Annotated in this window: 21 protein-coding genes; 4 read left to right on the top strand and 17 right to left on the bottom strand. The window is 59.3% G+C overall.

Annotation, left to right across the window (positions count from 1 at the left end; translation table 11 throughout):
* Window position 1: 1 nt before the first annotated feature.
* Both secDF and yajC read right to left on the bottom strand, forming a co-directional pair.
* The gene (secDF, locus tag L598_RS10925; protein WP_144862427.1) at window positions 2-2,557 is read right to left on the bottom strand and encodes a protein translocase subunit SecDF; all 2,556 of its coding nucleotides are present in this window, start codon (window positions 2,555-2,557) and stop codon (window positions 2-4) included.
* 42 nt (window positions 2,558-2,599) lie between these two features.
* Window positions 2,600-2,941, bottom strand: coding sequence for a preprotein translocase subunit YajC (yajC, locus tag L598_RS10920; RefSeq protein WP_144862425.1), 342 nt, complete (start codon window positions 2,939-2,941; stop codon window positions 2,600-2,602).
* A 179-nt stretch (window positions 2,942-3,120) separates the two neighbouring features.
* Between yajC and L598_RS10915 the strand changes: the two genes are divergently transcribed.
* Entirely contained in the window at window positions 3,121-3,999 is an 879-nt protein-coding gene (locus tag L598_RS10915; protein ID WP_144862423.1) for an ATP-binding protein, read from the top strand.
* Window positions 4,000-4,123: 124 nt separating this feature from the next.
* On the opposite strand, the gene L598_RS10910 is transcribed toward L598_RS10915, so the two are convergent.
* From L598_RS10910 to L598_RS10845, 14 genes are all read right to left on the bottom strand, one after another.
* A complete protein-coding gene (locus L598_RS10910) occupies window positions 4,124-5,683 on the bottom strand; it encodes a LysM peptidoglycan-binding domain-containing protein (protein ID WP_144862421.1) in 1,560 nt (519 codons plus the stop codon).
* A gap of 166 nt (window positions 5,684-5,849) precedes the next feature.
* Window positions 5,850-6,503 carry a protein-L-isoaspartate(D-aspartate) O-methyltransferase gene (locus tag L598_RS10905; protein ID WP_144862419.1) on the bottom strand — a complete coding sequence of 218 codons (654 nt, stop codon included), beginning with the start codon at window positions 6,501-6,503 and terminating at the stop codon, window positions 5,850-5,852.
* Window positions 6,500-7,258, bottom strand: a complete 759-nt coding sequence (gene surE / locus L598_RS10900) for a 5'/3'-nucleotidase SurE (RefSeq protein ID WP_144862417.1) — start codon at window positions 7,256-7,258, stop codon at window positions 6,500-6,502. The genes L598_RS10905 and surE overlap by 4 nt, the downstream gene beginning before the upstream one ends.
* A gap of 5 nt (window positions 7,259-7,263) precedes the next feature.
* Complete coding sequence (gene serS, locus L598_RS10895) at window positions 7,264-8,550, bottom strand: serine--tRNA ligase (RefSeq protein ID WP_144862414.1); 1,287 nt, start codon at window positions 8,548-8,550, stop codon at window positions 7,264-7,266.
* 80 nt (window positions 8,551-8,630) lie between these two features.
* On the bottom strand, window positions 8,631-9,497 hold the full coding sequence (gene tatC / locus L598_RS10890; RefSeq protein ID WP_144862412.1) for a twin-arginine translocase subunit TatC: 867 nt from the start codon (window positions 9,495-9,497) through the stop codon (window positions 8,631-8,633).
* Window positions 9,494-10,072: a Sec-independent protein translocase protein TatB gene (gene tatB / locus L598_RS10885; RefSeq protein ID WP_144862410.1), complete on the bottom strand. Its 579-nt coding sequence runs from the start codon at window positions 10,070-10,072 to the stop codon at window positions 9,494-9,496. The genes tatC and tatB overlap by 4 nt, the downstream gene beginning before the upstream one ends.
* A 54-nt stretch (window positions 10,073-10,126) precedes the next feature.
* A complete protein-coding gene (locus L598_RS10880; RefSeq protein ID WP_144862409.1) occupies window positions 10,127-10,351 on the bottom strand; it encodes a twin-arginine translocase TatA/TatE family subunit in 225 nt (74 codons plus the stop codon).
* Window positions 10,352-10,402: 51 nt separating this feature from the next.
* Window positions 10,403-11,497 (bottom strand): ABC transporter ATP-binding protein, encoded by a 1,095-nt coding sequence (locus L598_RS10875; RefSeq protein ID WP_144862407.1) that lies wholly within the window; start codon window positions 11,495-11,497, stop codon window positions 10,403-10,405.
* A gap of 59 nt (window positions 11,498-11,556) precedes the next feature.
* On the bottom strand, window positions 11,557-12,294 hold the full coding sequence (gene scpB / locus L598_RS10870; RefSeq protein WP_144862405.1) for an SMC-Scp complex subunit ScpB: 738 nt from the start codon (window positions 12,292-12,294) through the stop codon (window positions 11,557-11,559).
* On the bottom strand, window positions 12,287-13,090 hold the full coding sequence (locus L598_RS10865; RefSeq protein WP_186445004.1) for a ScpA family protein: 804 nt from the start codon (window positions 13,088-13,090) through the stop codon (window positions 12,287-12,289). The genes scpB and L598_RS10865 overlap by 8 nt, the downstream gene beginning before the upstream one ends.
* Window positions 13,091-13,147: 57 nt before the next feature.
* Window positions 13,148-14,167: a beta-N-acetylhexosaminidase gene (gene nagZ, locus L598_RS10860; RefSeq protein WP_144862401.1), complete on the bottom strand. Its 1,020-nt coding sequence runs from the start codon at window positions 14,165-14,167 to the stop codon at window positions 13,148-13,150.
* Window positions 14,168-14,273: 106 nt separating this feature from the next.
* Window positions 14,274-17,225, bottom strand: a complete 2,952-nt coding sequence (locus tag L598_RS10855) for an SPOR domain-containing protein (RefSeq protein WP_144862399.1) — start codon at window positions 17,223-17,225, stop codon at window positions 14,274-14,276.
* A 106-nt stretch (window positions 17,226-17,331) separates the two neighbouring features.
* Window positions 17,332-19,089, bottom strand: coding sequence for an arginine--tRNA ligase (gene argS / locus L598_RS10850; RefSeq protein WP_144862397.1), 1,758 nt, complete (start codon window positions 19,087-19,089; stop codon window positions 17,332-17,334).
* Window positions 19,090-19,150: 61 nt separating this feature from the next.
* Entirely contained in the window at window positions 19,151-20,365 is a 1,215-nt protein-coding gene (locus L598_RS10845; RefSeq protein ID WP_144862395.1) for a deoxyguanosinetriphosphate triphosphohydrolase, read from the bottom strand.
* An 81-nt stretch (window positions 20,366-20,446) separates the two neighbouring features.
* On the opposite strand from L598_RS10845, the gene erpA reads away from it, so the two are divergent.
* Window positions 20,447-20,797, top strand: a complete 351-nt coding sequence (erpA, locus tag L598_RS10840) for an iron-sulfur cluster insertion protein ErpA (protein WP_144862393.1) — start codon at window positions 20,447-20,449, stop codon at window positions 20,795-20,797.
* A 174-nt stretch (window positions 20,798-20,971) separates the two neighbouring features.
* Complete coding sequence (locus L598_RS10835) at window positions 20,972-21,712, top strand: SH3 domain-containing protein (RefSeq protein WP_186445000.1); 741 nt, start codon at window positions 20,972-20,974, stop codon at window positions 21,710-21,712.
* 58 nt (window positions 21,713-21,770) lie between these two features.
* Here L598_RS10835 and L598_RS10830 read toward each other — a convergent pair whose 3' ends face one another.
* Entirely contained in the window at window positions 21,771-23,255 is a 1,485-nt protein-coding gene (locus L598_RS10830; RefSeq protein ID WP_144862388.1) for a nucleobase:cation symporter-2 family protein, read from the bottom strand.
* A gap of 382 nt (window positions 23,256-23,637) precedes the next feature.
* Here L598_RS10830 and xth point away from each other — a divergent pair, with 382 nt between their 5' ends.
* Window positions 23,638-24,429, top strand: a complete 792-nt coding sequence (gene xth, locus L598_RS10825; protein ID WP_144862386.1) for an exodeoxyribonuclease III — start codon at window positions 23,638-23,640, stop codon at window positions 24,427-24,429.
* The last annotated feature ends 4 nt before the right edge of the window (window positions 24,430-24,433 follow it).

Genomic DNA, 24,433 nt, shown 5'->3' with positions numbered 1-24,433 from the left:
CTCAAGCCTTTCCGGCAGCACCGACCTGCGTGCTCACCTTCTTTTCCTCTTCGGAATCGAACATGTCCGGCCGGAGCTTGAAGAGGATGAGCATCGGGCCCGCGATGAACACCGAAGAATAGGTGCCAATAAGAACACCGACAATGATGGCTAAGACGAAGGACGCGATGACTTCCCCACCGAAGAAATAGAGCGCACATAAGGCCATCAGCGTCGTCAGACCTGTGAGGATCGTCCGTGAAAAGGTCTGATTCAACGCAAGGTCTATCAGCTCATCGAGCGGCATCCTCTTGTACCGCCGCAAAGTCTCGCGAATGCGGTCGTAAATGACGACCGTATCGTTGATCGAATAGCCGACCACGGTGAGGATGGCTGCGATACTCTGCAGATTGAATTCGAGCCCAAAGAGCAGATAAACTCCAACGATCACGAGTATATCGTGAGCAGTAGAGATGATGGCACCAACGCCGAACTGCCACTCGAAGCGGAACCAGATATAGATCAGCATCGCGACCAGCGAGAGGATGATACCGATCGTTCCCGTTCGGGCCAATTCGCTAGAAACGGTTGGGCCGACGACTTCGATGCGTCTGAAATCATAGTCAGCTTCCAGCGCGTCACGAACCTGGTTGACCGCCGCCTGGTCGGCGGTGTCGCCTTCCTGCCCTTGAACGCGGATCATCAATTCGCGGTCGTTCCCGATCGTTTGCACCTGGATATCGCCGAGATTCAACTCGCTCAGGCGTGCGCGTACGTGGCCGGGATCCGCCTCTCCCTGCTTGGCCTGCACTTCGATCAGGGAGCCGCCCTTGAAGTCGATGCCATAGTTGAAGTCGACCGTGAACATCATCACGACAATGATGAGCGAAACCACACCCGACAATGCAAAGCCGATATTGCGCATTTTCATGAATGGGATGCGCGGCTGGAGCGGCAGATAATGAACAAAGCCGGAAGGGAATTCGGTCGGCCTCTCACGACGCAGCCACCACGCGATCATCCAGCGGGTAAGCGTATAGGCGGTGAAGACCGTGGTGATGATGCCTATCCCAAGGGTGACGGCGAAGCCGCGCACTGGTCCCGTGCCCATATAGAAAAGGATCGCCGCGGCGATAAAGGTGGTCAGATTGGCATCGACCACCGCGGCCAGCGCTCGTCGGAAGCCGGAATCGAGCGACTGGACAAGAGACCGGCCCTGCGCTCTCTCTTCACGTACACGCTCGAATATGATGACATTCGAATCGACCGCCATGCCCATGGTGAGCACGATACCGGCAATGCCGGGCAATGTCAGGGTCGCGCCGAGCAGCGTCAGAACGGCGATGATCATCGCGACGTTGGCCATCAGTGCGATATTGGCAATGAGACCGAGCTTGCCGTAGATGAGAAGCATCGTCACGACCACAAGCACGGCGCCCACCATCGAGGCAATCTGACCAGCCGCAATAGAGTCGGCACCAAGGCTTGGCCCGACAGTGCGCTCCTCGACGATCGTCAGATCAGCGGGCAACGCACCAGCACGCAACAGAACCGCAAGGTCATTGGCACTCTGGACGGTAAAATTGCCCGAAATCTGCCCTGTACCACCCAATATGGGCTCCCGAATCTGCGGAGCAGAGATGACCTGATTGTCGAGGATGATGGCGAACAGCCGGCCAACATTCTGCTGTGTCGCCTGGCCGAAACGTGTCGCACCCCTACCGTCGAAACGGAAAGATACCACAGGCTCATTCGTCCTCTGGTCGAAGGTCGCCTGCGCATCGACGAGATTCTCTCCCGAGACAATTATTCGGTTTTCGATCAGATAAGGCACCGGCGGATTGTCGGTCGAATACATGACCGTTGTGCCCGGAGGGGGACGGCCCTCAATGGCTTCCTGCACGGGGACCGACTGATCAACCATCTGGAAGGTCAGCTTTGCGGTCTGGCCGAGAATGTCCTTGAAGCGTTCAGGATCCTGCAAGCCGGGCACCTGGACAAGGATGCGGTCATCCCCCTGCCGCTGGATGATCGGTTCTGTCGTGCCGAGTTCATTGACGCGGCGGCCGATAACTTCGATGGACTGGCTGACGGCGGAACTGACACGGTAACTGATGCCCGCATCAGTCAGCGTCAAACGCAGCAAACCGGGCTGCGGCTCGCTTAGTTCCAGTTCAGAGATCGAGCCTCCTCCAAGAAGGCTGGCAGATACGGGCTGCGTAAGCGGCTCCAACGCGGCGCGGGCTGCATCCAGCTCACTGGCGTCGCGTATGCGCACCTGAACGCCGCGTTCGATGTCGGACAATCCGGTATAACCGATACGTGCATCACGCAACGCCGTGCGGACATCATCACGGGCCGTCTGCAGGCGCTGCTCGATCATGTCTTGGCGGTCGATCTGCAGAAGAATATGCGAACCGCCCTGAAGATCGAGGCCCAACGTCATCTGCCGCTTGGGAAGCCAGTCCGGAAGCGAGGAAAGCGTTTGCTGCGAGAATAGATTGGGTGCGGCGAATATTACGGCAGCCACCACGACCAGCCAGATCGAGATGGTTTTCCAGCGAGAGAAGTATAACATTTCGTGCCTGTCCTAGGGCGGCGGCCGGTTGCCGTAAGCGCGCTATTTCTGGGTGTTCTGGTTGGCGACCGGTTCACCCTTGACGCGCACATCGGCGATCATGTTCCTGATTGCCGTAACCTTGGTACCGCCGCCGAGATCGACCTCGATTTCATTGTCGTTGATGACCTTGGTCACCTTACCGACGAGCCCACCGCCCGTAACAACCGTATCTCCGCGCCTGATGGCGGCCAGCATCTCGCCACGCTTCTTTGCCTGCTGGCGCTGCGGACGGATGATCAGGAAATACATGATCACAAAGATCAGGACAAATGGCAAAATGCTGATAAGCATGTCCGGCGCGGTGCCGGTAGCCGCCTGGGCGTAAGCCGGTGTCACAAACATCGAGATACTCCTGCGATATGCGCAAAAAGGCCGCTGCCCGGCCCCCGTCAAAGGTGCGCGGAATATAGACGCTCGGATCGTGTTTGCAACTGCGGGCGGCTGCCTGCGGCCGCTTTTCGCAGCTTGACAGTCATGTTAGAGCCTCGCCCGCACTGTTTCGCACAAAGGCAAAGGCTAAAATGACCGACAAATCAATCGAAGTGCTGAACGAGAAGCTGGATCTTCTCATCGCCGCGGTGTCCAGGCTTTCGCCGCGCGAGCCCAACCCGCCGCGCTTCGATGTAGCCGATTGCTTTGTCTGGAACGATGATACCGGCACGCTCGATCCGGTGGAAAAGGTCAATAGGGTCGATATCAGCCTTATCCGTGGCGTTGACCGCGTCCGCGATATCCTGCTTGACAACACGGCGCGTTTCGCAGCCGGTCTGCCGGCCAACAACGTGCTCTTGTGGGGCGCGCGCGGCATGGGAAAATCTTCGCTGGTGAAGGCCGTGCATGCCAAAGTAAACGCTACCAAGGACGACAGCAGACCACCACTGAAACTGATCGAGATCCATCGCGAGGACATCGAGACGCTGCCGAAGCTGATGACATTGGTGAAGAAGGCACCATATCGCTTCATCCTGTTCAGCGACGACCTGTCCTTCGACCAGAACGACGCATCTTACAAGTCGCTCAAGGCCGCGCTCGAAGGCGGAGTGGAAGGCAGGCCGGAGAATGTCATTCTCTATGCGACCTCAAACAGACGCCACCTCCTGCCCCGGGATATGATCGAGAACGAGCGCTCGACAGCCATCAATCCTTCCGAAGCGGTCGAGGAAAAGGTGTCGCTGTCGGATCGTTTCGGCCTTTGGCTCGGCTTCCACAAATGCTCACAGGACGAATTTCTGGAAATGATCGACGGCTATGTCCGCTATCACGAACTCGACGTCGATCCCGAAATCCTGCGCGCCGAGGCCCTCGAATGGGCAACGACGCGCGGAAGCCGCTCCGGCCGGGTTGCGTGGCAATTCATCCAGGATCTGGCGGGCCGGCTTGGCAAACCATTGAAGGACTGACGAGGATTCGAAAGAAGAAAACCCGCCAGCAATGGCGGGCAAGGAAAGACGATCCGGCTGGAGGTCAGATGGATCGCCGCATTTCTTGTTTATTATTAACTTGTTAGGAGAATCCGTTAAATTCTTACTTTTCCAGGAACTGGACGGGGTCGACGGGAGCAGAGTCCTTTCGCACCTCGAAATGAAGCTTAGGCCGATCGGCGTTTCCGCTCATGCCGGAAAGAGCAATCTCCTGCCCTCTCCGAACCGTGTCGCCTCGCTTAACCTTGATATCGCTGGCATGACCATAGACTGTCACCAGTCCGTCGTCATGGCGGACGAGCACGGTTTTGCCGAACTCCTTCAAGCCGTCGCCGGCATAGATGACTACGCCGTTCTCTGCCGCCTTGACAGGCGTACCCTCCGGTACACCGATATCTATGCCGTCATTGGAGGCTGAACCAACGCCCGATCCGAAGCTGGAGACAACGCGGCCACGGACCGGCCAGCGAAGGCGGCCTATGCCGGTAGAATCCGGGGGGAGCGCGGCCACCTGCTCTGCTTCTTCTGCGATATTGGTGCTATCGGACTGGGAAGGCGGTGTGTAGGAAACCTTTTCGATTGCAGGTTTTGGCTCCTGCACCGGCTTGGCCGTATCGGTGACTATAGGATCCGGCGCTTTCGGCTGTGCGCTGGAGACCTGTGTATAAGCAGTCGCGGCCCCGGCAGGAATCTGAAGTTTCTGACCGACCTGCAGATAGCCGTCAGAGAGCCCGTTGGCTGATTTGATACGGTCGGCGCTTACGCCCGTCTTCCTGGCTATGGCGTAAAGCGTGTCGCCTGACGCAACGGTATAGGAGCCGTCCTGCGTCGACTTAGTCGCGGCGGGGTCCTGGCCGGCAGCAATCGTCGTCTTGCGCTCGTCCATGCGCGGAGCTTGGGGAATGACGGCCATGCGCTCGGCAGGTCCCTGGCTCGGCTGAGGCGCATCCTGGGCCGGCAGCTTGGTGTCGGTAGGCAAGGATTGAACGCTGGCGACCTTTGGATCGCTGTCTGGCGTGGATACAGGCGTCTCGCGTGAATAAGCATAGGCTGGAATGGTAATCTTCTGCCCTGCCTGCAGACCCGACGCGTCGCTCATGCCGTTGGCCTTGAGTATCGCATCCACCGGCACACCATAACGCCGCGAAAGGCTATAGACCGTCTCGCCCGAACTTATGGTCACGGTTGAACCGGAGCCGCCCCCGCCGGCTTGGCTCTCCTGCCCGCTCGGCAGCGAGGCCGTCTGGACCTGCCGCTGCTGGGTCGCAGTATTCGTTATGCCCGAATCGACAGCAGGTGAAGCGGAGGCAACCGGCGCAAGCGCTGGAGCCGGCTGACTGGATTGTCCGATGGGCTGACGCTGGACATCCGACAGCGGCGCTGCGGTAGCGGTCTGGACCGGGGAAACCGATTGTCCGTTCGGAGCAGCCCCGCCGCCAACCATCCCGTTCGGACGGACGCCGCGGTCGACAGAACCCGTATAGGTGCCATCAAGGGATGCGCTCTGATAGGATTGCCCGCCACTATTGGTCGAACCGGTGAAGATGCTGTCCTGGAAGCGCGTGACATCCGAACTGCAACCGGCTGCCAGCCCCCCGACCAACGCGATTGCCGCTCCGCGCGTCAGCTTACGATTGAACTGCTTCAGGACACTGAAACGCATGTCATCTACCCGCGCATACCCGTTACTCGAACTGGTATGGATTAAATCGCGTTAATCTTACTTGTCGGTTAAGCCCGGAGCAGAAAAGGAAAGAAATTTCTGACCTGAAGACGCCGTCGCCCTAAATGCGCACCGATCCTGGCACCCCGGCACTGTGTATCCGATCTTAGATCGCGGCGGCGATACCCTTGCCGAGCGGCTGCAGCCTCACATGCTCGAAGTCAGTACGCTCGAAACGGCTGCCGGTCTTCACCAGCTTCGCAACGGTCTGCACCCCCTCCTCCGGACCGATCGGAGCAATGAGGATGCCACCGCTGGACAACTGCTCGGCAAAATTACGCGGCATGCTCTCGAATGCCGCCCAGACGATGATTCGATCGAAGGGTCCCTCAGCAGGCGCGCCGTTGGAACCGTCTGCCTGCCGGATGACGACGTTTTCCATCCCCAAGCCTTCAAGGCGCTGCCGAGCCAGTTCCGTAAGCGTCCGGAAACGCTCAAGGCTCAGGACGCGGCCAGCCAACCGGCCAATAATGGCTGCAGTGTAGCCGGAGCCGGTGCCGACCTCGAGCACACGATGGCCTGCGTTCAATTCCAGAGCATCAATCATCAAAGCCTGGAGATCGCAGCCCTCGATCGCCTCGCCGCATTCTATCGGCACCATGCGGTCGGACCACGCGACCGTCTTCCATTGCGCGGGAATGAAGCTGCTCCTTGGCGTGATCTCCATTGCCGCGAAAAGTTCCTTCGATCCGATCCCCCGGGTCCGCATCCGCAGCATGAATGCCGCGAACCCCTCGCGTTCGTCATCCGATCCGGTCATAAAAGCGCCTTCGCCAACCTTTCCTTCACTTCGTAGGCGGTGAGGTCGAGATGCAACGGCGTAACGGATATATAGCCATCCCGCATTGCCGCCTGGTCGCTGCCATCCCGGATGTCGGCCTGCTGCCGGCCGAATCGAAGCCAGAAATAGGGAAAACCGCGACCGTCCTTACGCTCATCGATCCAAAGACCGTGGACAAGCTTGCCCTGGCTCGTGACGAGCGCTCCCTTCACTCCCTCAGGTGCCCGATTTGGAAAGTTCAGATTGAGGAAAACGCCGGGCGGAAGGCTGGTTTCGAGCAGACGCTTCAGCAGAGCCGGAGCGAGTTGCTCGACCGTGTCCCACGGCACGATCCGCCCTTCCTCGGAAACGTCATAGGCTTGGCTAAGCGCGATCGAGCGAATGCCGAGCAGGGTTCCCTCCATGGCGCCGGCAACCGTGCCGGAATAGGTCACGTCATCGGCGATGTTGGATCCTGAATTGACCCCCGAGAGGATCAGGTCCGGCGGCGAATCCATAACCTTGCGTATGCCCATGATAACGCAATCGGTAGGTGTGCCGCGCAACGCATAGTGCCGGTCATCGATCTTGCGCATGCGCAGCGGCTCGGAAAGTGAAAGTGAATGCGCAAAACCGGATTGGTCGGTTTCCGGGGCCACTACCCAGACATCGTCGGAAATCGTACTGGCGATCCGTTCGAGAACCGCCAAGCCCTCTGCGTGAATCCCGTCGTCGTTGGTCAGCAATATGCGCAATAGTCTCAGTCCTTGTTTGCCTCGATTCTTGTCACTCCGCCCATATAAGGCTGCAAAACTTCAGGAATCGTGACGCTGCCGTCCTCTTCCTGATAATTTTCCATCACGGCAATCAAAGCTCGACCGACGGCAACACCGGAGCCATTGAGGGTGTGGACGAAGCGGGTGCCCTTTTCATCCCTGCCGCGGTAGCGCGCATTCATGCGCCGCGCCTGGAAATCGCCACAGACCGAGCAGGAGGAAATTTCACGATAGGTATTCTGCCCGGGCAGCCAGACCTCGATGTCGTAGGTTTTGCGCGCACCAAAGCCCATATCGCCGGTGCAGAGGACCACCGTGCGGAACGGCAGGCCCAGACGCTTCAATACCGTCTCGGCGCATTCGGTCATGCGCTCATGCTCAGCGTTTGAGCTCTCGGCGTCGGTGATCGAGACGAGTTCCACCTTGTTGAACTGATGCTGGCGCAGCATGCCGCGTGTATCCTTACCGGCTGCTCCCGCCTCAGAACGGAAGCAAGGCGTCAGCGCGGTGAACCGCAAGGGCAATCTTTCCTGTTCGATGATTTCCTCGCGCACCAGATTGGTGAGCGGGACTTCAGCGGTCGGGATAAGCCAGAATCCTTCACCTGTACGGAAAAGATCCTCACCGAATTTCGGCAATTGACCGGTGCCGAACATGGCATCATCTCGTACCAGCAGCGGCGGCTGCACTTCCGTATAGCCATGCTCCGTGGTGTGCAGATCGAGCATGAATTGGCCAAGTGCCCGCTCGAGACGTGCAAGCTGGCTGCTCAGTACAGTGAACCTGCTGCCAGAGAGCTTCGCTGCACGCTCGAAATCCATATGGCCAAGCGCCTCGCCGATCTCGAAATGCTCCTTCGGCGGGAAGTTCCGCTGTGGCTTTTCGCCAACCACGCGGATTTCCACGTTATCATTCTCGTCCTTGCCGACAGGCACGTCATCAAGCGGGATGTTGGGCATGCCGGCAAGCGCGCCGATCAGTTCCTGATCCAGCCGCCGTTCCTCGGCCTCGCCGTCCTGGATGAATTCCTTGATGCCGGCGACTTCGGCCTTCAGCCGCTCCGCCGCGTCACGGTCGCCTGCGCGCATTGCGTTGCCGATTTCACGGGAAGCTGCGTTGCGGCGCTCCTGCGCTTCCTGAAGCCTCGTCAGATGCGCGCGCCGGGCTTCGTCGAGTTCAATGATTCGTGCGCTTGCGGGCGCCGCGCCGCGCTTTTTAAGCGCCGCGTCCAGTGCGGCTGGGTTCTCGCGAATCCATTTTATGTCAAGCATGATCAGACTTCCGGTCGCGGGATTGCGTATGAGACCGCTGCCGGAAGAGTGAGAAAATGCGAATCAGAATGGGAAATCGGCTAAGCGCCGCCTTCCTTTGCCTTGGCATTGGCAACGACCGGTTCAGCGTTGGCTTCCGCTGCTGCCTGCTCGTTCGCCGCTTTCTCTTCCTCGCGTTTCCGTTCCACCATCCGGGCGGTCCAGATGGAAATCTCGTAGAGAAGGATGGTCGGAATCGCAAGGCCGATCTGGCTGACAGGATCAGGCGGCGTCAGCACCGCTGCGACAATGAAGGCACCGACGATTGCATATTTGCGCTTATCCACCAGTCCCTGCGAACTGAGCAGTCCGACGCGAGCCATCAGCGTGGTGACCACGGGAAGCTGAAATACGAGTCCGAAGGACAGAATCAGGGTCATGATGAGACCGAGATATTCGGAAACCCGCGGCAGCAAGGAAATCTGGATTTCGTTGTCAGGCCCCACCTGCTGCATCGACAGGAAGAACAGCATCACCATAGGGGTGAAGAAGAAATAAACGAGCGCACCGCCTAGCAGAAACAGGATAGGCGAAGCAATCAGAAAGGGCAGAAAGGCCCGCCGCTCATTACGGTAAAGGCCCGGAGCAACGAATTTATAAATCTGTGTCGCGATAACCGGAAAGGCAATCACGAGCCCACCGAACATCGCCAGCTTGATCTGCGTGAAAAAGAATTCCTGCGGAGCAGTATAGATCAGATCGACCTTGTCCGAATCCAGGCCAGCCCACTCGGTCGCCCATTGAAAGGGAATGACCAGCAGGTTGAATATCTGCTTTGCAAAAAAGAAGCAGGCCAGGAATGCCACAAAGAACCCTGCGATCGCCCATATCAGCCGCTGGCGCAGTTCGATCAGGTGCTCGATAAGGGGGGCCGAGGATTTCTCGATTTCGTCGTCTTCGGCGCTCACTTGCTCGTTCCGGATGTTTTCTTGCCGCTGGCAGGCTTGGTAGCCGCAGCCTTCCTGGGTGCCGCTGATCTGGACTTTTTCGCGGCGGCCGGAGAAACGGCTTTGGCCACACCTGCCTTCGCTCTCGGCTTGGGTGTCGTCTTCGACTTTTCGACCGCGGGCACGCTGGAGGACCGGATCGCCTCTGTGGCCATGCCGGTCGGCCCTGCCTTGAGTGGCTTGGCCGGATGGGCCGTTGCGCTGGCTGGTTCTGCCGAGGTTGACGGCTTCGGCTTCATGGCCGCGTCGAAGCCGTCTCGCACATCCTGCGCGGCTTTCTCCATCGGACTCAGATGCTTCCTGATCTCATTGCGAGGATCGAATTTGCGCGCTTCATTGGCAATGTTGCGGACCTCGTCCAGTTCCGCTTCCTTGAGCGCTTCATCAAATTGCTTGCGAAAATCGCCCGCCATTGCGCGCAACTTGGCTGTCGTGCGGCCGAACTGCCGCAGCATTCGCGGCAAATCCTTCGGCCCCACGACCACGATCATGACGATCGCAATCACCAGCAGTTCAGGCCAGCCGACGTCAAACATGGACCATCAATCCAGATAGCAAGGCGAAACGGCAGGCAAAACCGGCCACGCAGCTCAGGTCTTGCTTGCCTTTTCCTTCGGTGCCTTCACCGTCTCGTCGGTGCGATGCTCGACCGTTCGGGTATCGTCGGCGTTCTCCTCGTCCTCCGACATACCCTTCTTGAAGCTCTTGATGCCCTTGGCCATGTCTCCCATCAGCTCGGGGATTTTGCCCCGACCGAAGAGCAGGAGAACGACCACGAGCACGATGAGCCAGTGCCAAATAGAAAAGGAACCCATTTATTCGTCTCTTTCGAACTTTTCCCAAGCCTAAGACAGGCTCTCATTGATTTATGCGTTTTCGGGCTGTCTTTCAAACACAAGAACATCAGACTTTCTGATCGACAGCCAGATATCCTTCGCCTGGGATGACAATGCGCCGCAGCGCACTCTGGCGCGAAGGTGAAAATCCGCGCCCGGCACCGCCAACTCCAGGAGTTCGACGACGCCTAGGAAACGGCGTGATACCACCCGGGCGGGAATATCGCCAATCCTTTCGCCCACATCGAATCCCGAAAGCCGGATGGCTACGGCCACCGGCGTTCCATCGGCAAGGCCGGGTGCTTCGAACCGGCCAAGCGGCGTCTCGACAGCGCCATGTCTGGCATCTGCATCCAGGATATTGAGTTCGGAGAAAAAGCCGGCGACGAAAAGACTTGCAGGAGACTGATAAAGTTCCTGCGCCCTTCCTACCTGGATCAGCCGGCCATCCTTCAAAAGCGCAATGCGGTCGCCCATGCGCATTGCTTCCTCCGCATCGTGGGTCACGACGATGGCTGTGGCCCGGCTCTGCCGCAATATATCCAGCGTTTCGGCGCGCACGGAATCCTTGAGGCGGGAATCGAGACCGGAAAAGGGCTCGTCCATCAGAAGCACGGCAGGACGGGGTACAAGCGCCCGCGCCAATGCGACACGTTGCTGCTCGCCGCCAGAAAGGATGTGCGGATAGGCAGCCGCATAGTGAGCAAGCCCTACCCGCTCCAGCGCGATGATCGCCTCGCGCCGGGCTTCCTCGCGTGAAAGCGCCGTCAGCCCGAAGCGCACATTGTCGAGGATCGTCATATGGGGAAACAGCGCAAAATCCTGGAAAACCAAGCCTATAGACCGCTGCTCCGGCGGCAGGAATACAGACGGCCCCGCTATCTCGCGATCGTTGAGAAGCACCCTGCCCGCGCTTTGAGGCTCTATGCCGGCGGCAATCCTGAGCAACGTCGTCTTGCCTGAGCCGGAGGGACCAAGGAGGCATAGCACCTCGCCTGGCTCCGCCGTGAGCGTGACATCGTGAAGAGCAGCAGTGTGGTCGGAAAAGCGGTGGCTGATATGCTCAAAGGACAGGCGGGCGGCGAATGTGACACCCGCAGTAGACTTCTGCGCTGCCTCAGTCATCCGACCGCGCCTTCCGAAAGATCGCATTCGACCGGCTTCATTTGCCGGCTCCAATGCGGTCAATCATCCTCGACGCGAGGTGTCAACAGACCAAGTTCCTCAAGATCGATATCCGTCAGCGGATCCTCGTCCTCGGTGAGAGCATCGGGATCGGAAAGCGGCTGGGGCACGGAGAAGTTGGACGGCATGCGCGGTGACAACAACCCAGCGCCCTTCAATTCCTCTATGCCGGGCAGATCGCGAAGCTCCTCGAGCCCGAAATGGTCCAGGAACGCATCCGTCGTGCCGTATGTCACCGGCCTGCCGGGCGTACGACGGCGGCCACGCATCCTGACCCAGCCGGTCTCCATGAGCGTGTCCAGCGTACCCTTGGATGTCTCTACACCCCGGATCTCCTCGATCTCGGCCCGCGTGACCGGCTGGTGGTAAGCGACAATGGCCAACACTTCGAGAGCGGCCCGCGAGAGCTTCTTCTGCTGAACGGCATTACGGCTCATCAGGAAGGAAAGATCGCTGGCCGTGCGAAAGGCCCAAGCCTCTCCCACGCGCACCAGATTGACGCCGCGCCGCTCGTAGTCGCGTTTCAGGTCCTGCAGCACCGGAGCGACATCGATCCCGTCGGGAAGCCGCGCCACAAGTGCCTTTTCCGAGATCGGTTCGGCGCTAGCGAAAATCATGGCTTCGACCATACGCTTGGCCTCCATGAGATAGAGGCGCTTGGCGGGGTTGCCCGCAGATTCGGGTCCGTGTTCCTCTTCGTCGTTCACGAAGGGCACTACATTGCCACCTTCAGTCATGGATTACCTCCGCCATATTCGGCGTTTTCCGGCGATTTCTCATATAGAGGGGAGCAAAGGCCTCATGCTGGCGAATTTCCAATTCGCCTTCCCGCACAAGCTCAAGGCTCGCCGCGAACGAGCTTGCGAGCGCAGTCGCCCTTTCCTCGGAACTGGTCATATATTGGATCAGGAAGCGGTCGAGCGCGGTCCAGTCACTGAATTGGCCAATCATGCGCGTGAGGATGTCGCGCGCCTCCTTCAGGGACCAGACGCCGCGCTTGGCAATGCGCACATTGGTGATCGCGCGGCGCTGCCGCTGCGCTGCATAGGCTGTCAGCAGGTCGTAGAGAGTCGCCGTGTACTGGCTCTGTTTCTCCATGATGACGGCTTCCGGCATGCCACGCGCAAAGACATCGCGTCCGAGCCGGTTGCGGTTGACCAGACGCGCCGCCGCGTCGCGCATGGCTTCGAGCCGCTTCAGCCGAAATTGCAGAACGGCTGCCAGGTCCTCACCGCTCTGCCCCTCATCGTCCCGCTGTTTCGGGATCAGAAGCCGCGATTTGAGATAGGCCAACCAGGCAGCCATGACCAGATAATCAGCAGCCAATTCCAGCCGCATCTGGCGCACGCGCTCGATAAATTCGAGATATTGCTCCGCCAGCGCCAGGATCGAGATACGTGCCAGATCGACCTTCTGGTTGCGCGCCAGATGCAGCAGCAAGTCCAGCGGCCCTTCGAATCCCGCGACGTCAACTGTCAGCGCCGGCTCAGACACCCCGCGCTCCTCCTGATTGTCGTCCCACAGCTTGTCCATGGGGATCGGCTTTCCGGCCTGCTGTTCGTTGGACTGGGCCAATTCGCTACCGTCTCCTTAGGCTACGGCGTTTAAAAGTTCTCCGAATTCCTCACGCGCGGACGCCTCCTCGGTGTCATCGGCAGGCTTCAGCCGAGAGAGCACGCGCCGGGCGCGTTCAAGACTTCCCCCCTCCAAACCAGATGTCTTTCTGGCCACGGCAGACATCTCTTCCATGACACCGTTACAGTGAAGAACCAGATCACAGCCTGCTGCAAGGATCGCCTTGGCTCTCTCCGAGAAATCCCCAGAAAGCGCCTTCATGGAGGTATCGTCGCTCATCAGCAAGCCGTCGAAGCCGATCTCTGCCCGGATAATCTCCGAAATGACCTTGCCGGAGGTCGTGGCCGGATTGTCTGGATCGATCGCCGTATAGACGACATGGCCCGTCATCGCCATCGGCAGGTCGTTCAAGGCAGTGAAAGGTACGAAGTCGTGTTTGCGCAGATCTCTGAGCGAAGCATCAACCTTCGGCAGTTCGTGATGGCTGTCGACAAATGCCCTCCCGTGGCCGGGTATGTGCTTCATCACCGGCAAAAGACCTCCAGCCATCAGGCCTTCAGCGGCCGCTCTGCCAAGAGCGGTAACGACTTGGGGATCCTTGCCATAGGCGCGGCTCCCGATGACATCGCTCGAGCCCTCCACAGGCACATCCAACACCGGCAAACAGTCGGCCGTAATACCATAGCGCGCCAGATCGAAGGCATGCTGCCGCGACATCAGCCAGGCAGCGCGCAAACCGGCTTCGCGGTCCCTAAAGTAGAGTTCGCCCAGCGCGGCGGCGGGAGGATAGTCGGGAGCCAGCGGCGGACGCAGGCGCTGGACGCGGCCGCCTTCCTGGTCGATGAAGATGGGAGCATCCGGCCGGCCAACGCAGTCGCGCATCGCCTCGACCAAATCGCTGAGCTGATTATGCTCTTTCACATTACGCGCGAAGAGTATGAATCCCCACGGCATTTCGCCACGGAAGAAGGTCGCTTCCTCTTTGGTGAGTTGTGCCCCGGACACGCCGAGGATCATCGCTTTTGATTCGCTCATTTGACAGAGCATAAAGCAACATGCCTCCAAGTTGAATCGTCTGTAGGAAAGCATGAAAGCCGCCGTGGGACCCACGGCGGCTTTCAAAGTGACGGTCCCGCAGGGACTACTGGGAGACGAAGCAGCTTCCGCCTGCAGCCTTCAGACGCGAACACAGATCAATCGCGTCATTCTTGGAAGAGGAAGGGACCCGCACGCGATAATAGGTTCCCTTCCCCGCTATGTCAGCCTTCACGATATTCACACCGCGCCCCGAGAGAAGTTCGCCATAGCGGCGGGCAAGGTCCTCGTAGGATTGCTGCGCGCTCTCGGCCGTCGGCTGGGACGATATTTGTACTGACCAGCTGCTGGTCGGCTCCGAGGCGACAGGCGTGGAGGCGCCGGCCGCCGCTCCAGTGGTCGCGGCCGATGCCACTTGCTGAGGCTGCTCCTGACGAGGCGCTTCCTGGCGGGGCTGCTGTGCCACCGGCGCATCGGCAGGCCGGGAAGTCGGAACAGGCACGGCTTCGGCCAAGGGGTTTTCACCATTCACTGCACCGATTGATGGCGCATTGGGAGCCGCATTGGCATCGGAAGGTGACGACGGTTGGCGCATCGCCTCCGCTGCGCTTCCGTCACCGACAGAAGCCACCATCTGCTCGCCTGCCGTATCAGCCGGCATCTCGGTGGGCACCATAGTTCCATCCGGACGGACAACAAGCGTCCTTACCTTGCGAGGGGCCACGGCTACAACTTCATCTCCCGCACCGGTATCATCGACTGCCGGATCAAGCCGATCATCGGATTTGGCCACTGTGTCTCCCACAGAAGCCGATTGCTCGCCTTCCACGGAGTCCGCAGACGTATCTGCAAGCCGCGGCTCGGTTCCGGTACGCGCTGCGACGTCGATCGGCTCCTCGGTCGTGGTCACCAGTCTTTCCTGGGCCGGCCTCTCGTCAGAGCTTATCCCGGATGCGCGGCGATAGACCTCGTTGTTCTGGTTCGCCACCTGGGTTCCGCCGGGATTTTCCGGCCTTACCTTGAACGGCTCGTTACTCGCTTCGACAAGCGCCGGCGTCGAAGAACCGCCGTCGCCAAAGGAGAAAGCGTAGGCTCCAATACCACCGAGGACGGCAATACCGGCGACGGCCGCCGCGATAAGCAGGCCGCGCCGCGCGGGTTTCTCCTCATCGGCATGGCCCTGCGAATTTACGGAAGCCATGCCGTCAAACCCGGTTCGATCGAATTCGAAATCATCCTCGGCATTGGCAGGCGCGATGCCATGATAACCGGTCACAGCGGCTGCATAGCCGGCAGCGAGTTCCGGCTCTGTCAGGTAGGCCCGCTCGTCCTGCGCCGGATCGATATGATGTTCGGCAGCGGTTCCGTCACGTCCTGCCATCGGCGAGGCAGTCATTTCCGGCGTTGCAGCGGTATGTCCGACGCTCTCGACCGGTATCTCGCCGAAGGCACCGGCAAGTTCGGCTTCCAGCTCATCGAATTCCGATGCCGGTGGAACGTCTTCTTCAAGGTCCAGATCGGGAATATCGAGATCGTCAGCTATGGCGACCGCTTGGTCCGGCACTTCGACTGTCTCGATTTCAGGCATATTCGCAACGTCACCTCCGGCGTCAGCCGTGGCAAAGGCGGCCTGATGATCTCCTTCTGTCACTTCCTGATCGGCCGCGAAAGTGCTTTCATCCAGTTCAGGCTGATAGTTGTCCGCGTCAGTCAAGGCAGGCTCGGAATTGGCCTCGGAGTGGTAGGAACCGGACGGTGAGGAAAGGGGAATGTATGGCGCAGGATCGTCGTCCTCTACGGCTTCGGTGGCCGGTTGGCACGCGTCCTCTGCCATAAGGTCCTCTTCACCCAGTTCGGCAAAATCATCAGGCAGATCGAACTCTTCATCCGACGACTCTTCGGCCACAACTGGATCTTCGGCCGCCAGGAAATCGTGGCGATCCGACGCCGCCAACGAATAGTCGAATGCCTCTTCTCCATCCGAGGCGACCGCTTCATCGGCTCCCGTCGAGGTCAAACCAGCAAGCGCAGCGGCTCCCGCCTCCTGTTCCGACAAGAGAGCCGTCAGTTCATCTTCAAGATCACGATGCTCCTCGGTGAAGGCCGCAAAATCGGCCGAAACATCCTGATCCGTATCCGCGGAAGAATCTCGAGCGACAAGCTCCACAGGCTCCATGGTCTCAAAATCGGGGGCAACAGCACCATCTGTCTCGTCTTGCTGCCAATCGACTTCCGCAACCGGCTCTTCTGGTTCTGCATCATCGGCTGAATCTGCCAGGAAAGCCTCTTCGGCCTCGTCTTGAACCTGCGCGGAGGCAGCATTCCATCCCGCTGCGCTTGCGGCCTCGTCGGTACTCAACGTCGCTATTGATTCGACCGGGGACCAATCGGCCTTCTCGAAAGACTCCTCATTATGAGTGATTGGCTTTCCAGTTTCGTCGGCGCTGGATTCCTGACTGGATTCGGGTCCGAAATCAGCGTCCACCGCTGCAAGGTCGTCATCGTCAAAATCGATATCAGGCAGTTCCTCTGCTTCCGCCTGCCGGGGATCCGAAGCTTCCGATATATAGTCCTGATACTGGAAAGCCTGCGGTTCATCATAGACGGGAGCCGGACTGTCCTGCATGGACAGAGAACTCCCCTCGTCGACAAGCTGGGGAACCGCCTCCTCCGGCACATGCCTCCGATGTTCCTTGGCGGCTTGCGCGGCCTCGGGCCGGAACTCCTCCTCGAAGACTGAGGCGAACTCGCCCTCAAGATCGAGCGGGATGTCGAGCTCATCTTCCATCGCCTGCTCAAGGTCGGGATCGACCGCGACAGGCTCTTCCCCGGCCTCTTGGGGCACAAAGGCCGTCGGCTCGGCAGAGCGATTCGCCTGACCTTCCATATCGGCCAGGCCGCCCATGAGTTCGTTCTCCAAGTCGACCTCGAGATCCTCATCAGAACTCGCCGGCTGAGGACAAGGATCATGTCCCATGATCCTGGTGAGCTCGGCAAAGGGATCGTTGTCTGCGAAGCCGTCGTAGTCGGCTATTCTTGAACGATTCGAATCTGCCATGTTTTTTCCCACGCTTACACTTGGTAGGACGCCGGCGACGTCACATTACTTGCAATTGGCCGTACCAGCGCAATGTGGGCAAATGGTGACAGGTTTTCCGCGGTTTCTAGCGCATTTCGGCGGGCGCCTCGGCTCCTACCAGCGTCAGTCCCGATGTCAGCACATCGGACACGGCCTGCACCAGACCCAGTCTGGCATGGGTTAATTCTGGGTCGTTAACCTTAACAAAACGTAAGCCCGGTGTCTCCGTACCGCGATTCCAATGTGCGTGGAAAAGACTGGCAAGATCATAAAGGTAAAAAGCAAGTCGATGCGGCTCCAGTGATTGCGCCGCACTTTCGATAAGTCTGGGATATTCGGCGAGCTTCTTGACCAGCGCGATCTCCCCTTCATCGGCAAGACGATGGGAAGCCGCCTTCATGACCGACCGGTCAAAACCTTCGACACCGAACTGTTCCTTCGCCTGCCGGAAAACCGAGTGGCAACGTGCGGACGCATACTGAACGTAGAAGACAGGATTGTCCTTCGACTGCTCGGTCACCTTGGCGAAATCGAAGTCCAGCGGCGCGTCGTTCTTACGATACAGCATCATGAAACGGATCGGATCGCGACCCACCTCGTCCACGACATCGCGCAACGTGATGAACTCTCCTGCCCGTTTGGACATGCGCACCGGCTCGCCGCCGCGATAGAGCTTCACGAGTTGACAGAGCAGAACGGTGATCTCAAGTTTGTCGCCGGCGATCGCTTTCGCCAGCGCCTCGAGCCGTTTTACATAACCGCCATGGTCGGCGCCGAGTACGAATATAAGATGCTCGAAGCCGCGCGCATATTTGTCCTTCATGTAGGCCACGTCGGCAGCGAAATAGGTGAAAGAGCCGTCGGACTTCATCAGCGGCCGGTCGATATCGTCACCAACCTCGGTGGACCGGAATAGCGTCTGTTCGCGATCCTCCCAGTCTTCCGGCTTCTGTCCCTTTGGCGGCGGCAGCTTGCCGCGGTAGACATGGCCCTTCAGGGTCAGGTCATTGATGGCCGAGCGGATTGCCTTTGCGTTGTCGACATGCAGCGAACGCTCCGAGAAAAAGACCTCGTGGTGCACGTTCAGCGCGGCCAAGTCCTCACGGATCATCACCATCATGGCGTCGATCGCACGATCCTTGGCGATGTCCAGCGCTTCGTCCTCGGGCATCTGATTGAGCTGTCGCCCGAACTCCTTAACCAACGCCTCGCCTACCGGCACCAGATAATCGCCCGGATAAAGGCCTTCCGGTATCTTTCCGATGTCCTCGCCCAGTGCTTCCCGATAGCGCAGGAGAACGGAGCGACCGAGCACATCGATCTGGGCGCCCGCATCGTTGATATAATATTCCTTCACCACGTCATAGCCGGCAAAGGCGAGCAGATTGGCGAGTGCGTCACCCACGACGGCCCCACGGCAATGGCCGACATGCATCGGTCCCGTCGGGTTGGCCGAAACATATTCGACATTGACCTTGCGTCCGCCGCCCATATCCGAGCGGCCGTACTCCGTCGACTGGTCGAGGATTTCGCCAAGCCGCGCCTGCCAGAAACCGTCGCCAAGCTTCAGATTGACAAATCCCGGGCCGGCAACGCTCGCTTCCGCCACATCGGGATCGGCGCGCAGCGCCTCTGCTATCCGCTCGCCCAAAACGCGCGGATTCTGCCCCGCCGGCTTGGCAAGAACCATGGCGGCATTTGTCGCCAGATCCCCATGAGTCGGGTCACGGGGTGGCTCCACGGAAATGCGGGAAAGGACAGGCGCTTCCCCGCTTTGTGTTTTCAAATCAAGCGCTTCTACGGCTTTTATGATCCGATCGCTGAAATCGGCAAAGATATTCATGAAGGATGTCCCGGTAAATTCTCGGATTCTGCGGCCCGACTGCCGAAAATCGGGCTTTCGCCTAGCTCAATTCCGGCGAGCGGTCAAACAGCCGGCGGTGTTCCTTGATTGCATAGGTATCGGTCATGCCGGCCAGGAAGTCCGCCACGTCCCGTGCTTTGACGCGATCTTCCGCCCGGTCGAGCCCTTCTCTCCAGCCTTCCGGCATCTGGCGCGGATCAGCGAAATAGACATCGAACAGATTGCGCACGATCCGATCCGCTCCGGCTCTGATCCGCATGACGACCGGGTGCCGGTAGAGATTGGCATAGAGGAATTGTTTCAGTTCCTTCTCCTGAGAAGCCATGTGTTCGGAAAAGGTTACGACCGTAAAGCCGGCATCGTGGATGGCATCAATATTGTCCGGCGCCAGTTCGGAGAGCCTGGCCTGAGCCGCCGTGATGACATCTTCCACCATGGCCGTGATCTGCCGGCGCATCAGCTCATGTCCGGTACGCACCGGATCAAGCTGAGGGTAGAGATCGCGGACGGTCCGCAATATGGCCGCCGGCAGGGGCACCTCTTCCAGCATTTCCAGCGAAAGCAGGCCGGAGCGCAGCCCGTCATCGATATCGTGGGCATTGTAGGCAATGTCATCAGCGATCGCCGCGCACTGCGCCTCCAGGCTGGCAAATCGCCAGAGCTCCAGGTCATGCAGTTGCGTATAGTCGCTGATGGGCTGCGGTATCGGGCCGTGAAGACCGTTACCGGCACGGTCTGTCAGCGGGCCATTGTGCTTCACCAGCCCTTCCAGCGTTTCCCAGGTGAGGTTCAGGCCGTCGAATTCGGCATAGCGGCGTTCCAGCCGTGTAACGATGCGCAACGACTGCGCATTGTGGTCAAAACCGCCCCAGGGCTTCATCTTGTCGTTCAGGGCGTCCTCACCGGTATGGCCGAAAGGCGTGTGGCCGAAGTCATGCACCAGCGCCACGGCCTCGGCCAGATCCTCGTCGCAACAGAGCGAACGCGCCAGCGCCCGTGCGATCTGCGCAACCTCGATCGAATGCGTCAACCGCGTGCGGTAGTGATCGCCTTCATGTGCAATGAAAACCTGCGTTTTGTGCTTGAGGCGGCGGAACGCCGTTGAATGGATGATGCGGTCACGATCCCGCTGAAAGGGCGTGCGCGTCCGGCTTTCGGTCTCGTCGTAGAACCTGCCGCGGGACTTGACCGGGTCGCTGGCATAGGATGCGCGCGGCCGATATCCAAAGCCGATATCCTTCAGGCTTCCCACGATCGGCTCCGTCTCTCACCACCGGTTGACTTGGCCTTTGCGGCTTCATACCTATTGTGCGAATGCGAACGCAAGGTGACTCCTATGGGCGCAGATGCCAAGTCCCAGATGAACGCTATCGAAGTGACCGATGCCGCTGCGAAGCGCATTGCCGACATCGTCGGCAAGGAGCGGGGCAAGATCGGGCTTCGGGTCACGGTGGAAGGCGGCGGTTGCTCGGGATTTTCCTATAAATTTGACCTCGCCGATACCCGCAATGACGATGACATCGCCTTCGAGAAGAATGGCGCGACGGTGCTCGTCGACGATCTGTCGCTCATCTATATGGGCGGGTCGGTCATCGATTTCGTCGATGACCTCATGGGGCAGTCTTTCCAGATACGAAATCCGAACGCCGTCGCCTCCTGCGGCTGCGGCACAAGCTTTTCTATTTAAGTTCTATTTCAGGGTCGAAAATAGTCGTTTTGCGCGGCCTTTTCATTGCAATCCGATCCTTTCGACATGAATGCAGGGTGAATTTGCTGTTCAAAGCCAATTCAGCGGTCGGGAACTAGCCTGCTCTCACCCGGTTACCTCCGCAGCGAGGAATGCATGAGGAAGGAGCAGAGAATGCTGAACAACAAGCTCAGGGTCGCAGCACTGGCGGCTGGGCTGATGGCGCCTGCAATTGCGTCAGCGGCGGAGCGCGCCATCACCACGACCGACCTCAACATGCGCCTCGGCCCCAGCACCGGCTACGAGCGCATCGATACGATACCCGGCGGCGACACTGTTCTGGTTCATGGCTGCCTCAGCGGCTACGGTTGGTGTGACATCGAATGGGACGGGTTGCGGGGCTGGGTGTCCGGCGACTACCTCGCTTATCTCGGCGAACGCTACTACCGTCGTCCGGTTTCCAGCGTCGGCGTAGCGATCGGCCTTCCCATCGTCACCTACGACTACAATGTCTATCGCCATCGCCACTATCACGGCCATCGCAGTGATTTCCGTCGATGGATACGTCACGAGCGTCGTGAGGCCCGTCGTGAATGGCGCCAGGAGCGCCGGGAAAACCGTGCCGAGCAGCGGCGCGAGAGGCGGCAGGAAGCACGCCAGGAGCGGCGACAAGAACGTCGTGAAGAAGCACGTCGCGAACGCCGGGAAGAACGGCGGGACGCTATCCGCGAGCAGCGCCGGGAAAATCGTGCCGAGCAGCGCCGCGAAAGGCGGCAGGAAGTGCGTCAGGAACGCCGGCAGGAGCGGAGAGCCGACCGTCGTGTGGATCGTAGAGAAGAGCGCCGGGAGCGTCGGCAGGAACGCCGGCAAGGACGATATGTCCCGTGGACCAGCCAGGACCGTGTAAACCAGTAACCAAACCAATTCCCTGAAAGGGCCGCCTGCACAGGCGGTCCTTTCTCCTTGGTTCTGCTCAGCTTTCCGCTGACATTGCCGCTTCGCGGACTGCGGCTTCGTCGCCGGTGGCTCCGTTGAACAACATGTTGAGCAGCACCGCCGAGATCGATGCAAGCAGGATTCCGGAATCGATCAGCGGGCCGATAACCTTCGGCAGCCACATGTGGAAATCCGGAGCGACGACCGGGATCATGCCGAGACCAAGCGAGATAGCGACGATGAACAGATTGTTGCGGCTGGTCTTGAAATCCACGCCGGTGAGAATGCGGATGCCGGTCGCCGCCACCATGCCGAACATGACGATTCCGGCGCCGCCGAGCACCACCGTCGGCAGCGCCTCCACCAGCGCGCCCATCTTCGGAATGAGCCCCAGCACCACGAGGATCATGCCGCCCGCCACACAGACAAAGCGGCTCTTGATGCCGGTGACGCCCACCAGCCCGACATTCTGGGAGAAGCTTGTATAGGGGAAGGTGTTGAAGATGCCTCCGAGCACGGTCCCCAAGCCGTCCATCCTGAGGCCGGCCGAAAGCATGGGTTGCGTCACCTTCTTGCCGGTCATTTCGCCAAGAGCAAGGAACATGCCGGTCGATTCGATCATGACGACGATCATCACCAGGACCATGGTCAGAATCAGCACGGGATCGAAGATCGGCGCGCCGAAATGGAACGGCATGATCGGCGCAAACCATCCAGCGCTCGCCACCTTGTCGAAATGCATCATACCCATTGCCGCTGCCAGCACGCCGCCGACCACGATGCCCGTCAACACGGCGATATTGGCGAGAAAGCCTTTCGCATATCGCGCCAGGACGATCACGACTGCGAGAACAATCAGGGAAAGCACGATGTTGGAGATTGGAGCGTAGGCAGGATTGGGCATTTTCGGCGCCAGGGCAAGGCCTTCCGGCACGGCTGGCAAGGATGCTCCACCTGTCCCGGCAGCGTCCGTGACCGCCTTCAGCCACGCAGCATGCTCGGGATCAACGATCCTCGGTGCGGTTGGTCCGACCGGCAGCCCGAATATCCAGCTTATGCCGATCTTCATCAGCGTCACGCCAATGACAAGAATGATTGTGCCTGTCACCACCGGCGGAAAGAAGCGCAGCATCCGGCTGATGAAGGGCGCAATCAGGATCGTAATGATGCCCGCTCCAATAATTGCCCCGAAGATCATGCGCGCGCCCTCGACGCCCGGATTGGCGACAGCCATAGAAACCATAGGGCCGACCGCGGCGAATGTGACACCCATCATGACCGGCAGCCTGATGCCGAACCACTGGGACGCTCCCAAAGACTGCAGGATCGACACGATGCCGCAGGTAAAAAGATCGGCAGAGATCAGAAATGCGACCTGTTCCGGTTCGAGCTGCAGAGCCCTCCCCACGATTAGCGGAACTGCGATCGCACCTGCATACATGACGAGCACGTGCTGCAGGCCCAGTGCGAAAAGTCGCGGTGCAGGCAGCATCTCGTCGACAGGTTGAGTTGCTAATGACATCTCTCAGTATTCCCCTCTTTAGTCTACGATCTTCGCCGAAATCAGGATTCCCAAGGTCGGCAGTGCAGGATCGGCGCAATATTGCCAATCCGCAAGAATTGTTTGTCCTTCGGCCTGATAGCCAGGTTTGTCGTAGCTTGGATTCCTGATCTTTTCCGGGTGAGTCCGGGTCTTTAAGGCCCAAATCGATGCTAAAATTCTAGATAAGAGGCTTTCGATTGCCGCCAGAATATTTGAACCAGTATCAATTTTTCTGAGAAAGTCTCTTTCGGCTACGACTCATGCGAGTACCGTTGCCCGTGTGGCCGAGGCGGCATAAGGTGAAAAAGCGCCACGCCAGTGGCTCCCTTTCCTTCACACAAGGCCGATCCGGACCCACTTTATGAAAATCGCCACCTGGAATATCAACGGCGTCAAGGCGCGTATCGAGAACCTGCTTCACTGGTTGACCGAAAGTGCCGCGGATATCGTCTGCCTGCAGGAGATCAAGTCGGTGGATGAGCAGTTTCCGCGTGAACCGGTCGAAGCGCTCGGCTATCACGTGGAAACCCACGGCCAGAAGGGTTTCAACGGGGTGGCCATACTCTCAAAGCTCCGCTTTGACGAGGTTTATCGCGGCCTGCCGGGCAATGATGCCGACGAGCAGGCACGTTTCATCGAAGGGGTGTTCTCGACGGCTCAGGGCGCCTTGAGGGTGGCCTCGATCTATCTGCCAAACGGCAACCCGATCGGCACGGAAAAATTCACCTACAAGCTTTCCTGGATGGATAGGCBSGAACGGTGGGCGGCTGACCGCCTCTCTACCGAGGAGCCTCTGGTGATTGCCGGTGACTACAATGTCATTCCGGACCCTATCGACGCCCGCCATCCCGAAAGCTGGATCGATGACGCCCTGTTCCAGCCTCAAAGCCGGCAGGCATTCCGCCGGCTTACCGGACTCGGTTTCACCGAAGCGCTCCGGGCCACGAATGACAGCGGTAACATCTATACCTTCTGGGACTACCAGGCAGGAGCGTGGCAGAAGAACAACGGCATCCGGATCGACCATCTTCTGCTTTCGCCGGAAGCTACCGACCAACTGCGATCCGTATCAATCGACAAGCATACACGAGCATGGGAAAAGCCCTCGGACCACGTGCCCGTAACGGTCGAACTCGGCCTTTGTCCTGTGTAGAAGC

Source organism: Mesorhizobium sp. J18 (assembly GCF_007829525.1).
In the GTDB taxonomy this organism is placed as follows: domain Bacteria; phylum Pseudomonadota; class Alphaproteobacteria; order Rhizobiales; family Rhizobiaceae; genus VLJP01.
The sequence above is the reverse complement of the archived record's forward strand: the minus strand, read 5'-3'. Positions and strand labels throughout refer to the sequence as shown.

Bases quoted from the DNA above. Each gene is read 5' to 3' on its own strand.
- secDF (WP_144862427.1), bottom strand. From the start codon at position 2,557: ATGTTATACTTCTCTCGCTGGAAAACCATCTCGATCTGGCTGGTCGTG.
- yajC (WP_144862425.1), bottom strand. From the start codon at position 2,941: ATGTTTGTGACACCGGCTTACGCCCAGGCGGCTACCGGCACCGCGCCG.
- L598_RS10915 (WP_144862423.1), top strand. From the start codon at position 3,121: ATGACCGACAAATCAATCGAAGTGCTGAACGAGAAGCTGGATCTTCTC.
- L598_RS10910 (WP_144862421.1), bottom strand. From the start codon at position 5,683: ATGCGTTTCAGTGTCCTGAAGCAGTTCAATCGTAAGCTGACGCGCGGA.
- L598_RS10905 (WP_144862419.1), bottom strand. From the start codon at position 6,503: ATGACCGGATCGGATGACGAACGCGAGGGGTTCGCGGCATTCATGCTG.
- serS (WP_144862414.1), bottom strand. From the start codon at position 8,550: ATGCTTGACATAAAATGGATTCGCGAGAACCCAGCCGCACTGGACGCG.
- tatB (WP_144862410.1), bottom strand. From the start codon at position 10,072: ATGTTTGACGTCGGCTGGCCTGAACTGCTGGTGATTGCGATCGTCATG.
- L598_RS10880 (WP_144862409.1), bottom strand. From the start codon at position 10,351: ATGGGTTCCTTTTCTATTTGGCACTGGCTCATCGTGCTCGTGGTCGTT.
- L598_RS10875 (WP_144862407.1), bottom strand. From the start codon at position 11,497: ATGACTGAGGCAGCGCAGAAGTCTACTGCGGGTGTCACATTCGCCGCC.
- scpB (WP_144862405.1), bottom strand. From the start codon at position 12,294: ATGACTGAAGGTGGCAATGTAGTGCCCTTCGTGAACGACGAAGAGGAA.
- L598_RS10865 (WP_186445004.1), bottom strand. From the start codon at position 13,090: ATGGACAAGCTGTGGGACGACAATCAGGAGGAGCGCGGGGTGTCTGAG.
- nagZ (WP_144862401.1), bottom strand. From the start codon at position 14,167: ATGAGCGAATCAAAAGCGATGATCCTCGGCGTGTCCGGGGCACAACTC.
- L598_RS10855 (WP_144862399.1), bottom strand. From the start codon at position 17,225: ATGGCAGATTCGAATCGTTCAAGAATAGCCGACTACGACGGCTTCGCA.
- argS (WP_144862397.1), bottom strand. From the start codon at position 19,089: ATGAATATCTTTGCCGATTTCAGCGATCGGATCATAAAAGCCGTAGAA.
- erpA (WP_144862393.1), top strand. From the start codon at position 20,447: ATGGGCGCAGATGCCAAGTCCCAGATGAACGCTATCGAAGTGACCGAT.
- L598_RS10835 (WP_186445000.1), top strand. From the start codon at position 20,972: ATGCTGAACAACAAGCTCAGGGTCGCAGCACTGGCGGCTGGGCTGATG.
- L598_RS10830 (WP_144862388.1), bottom strand. From the start codon at position 23,255: ATGTCATTAGCAACTCAACCTGTCGACGAGATGCTGCCTGCACCGCGA.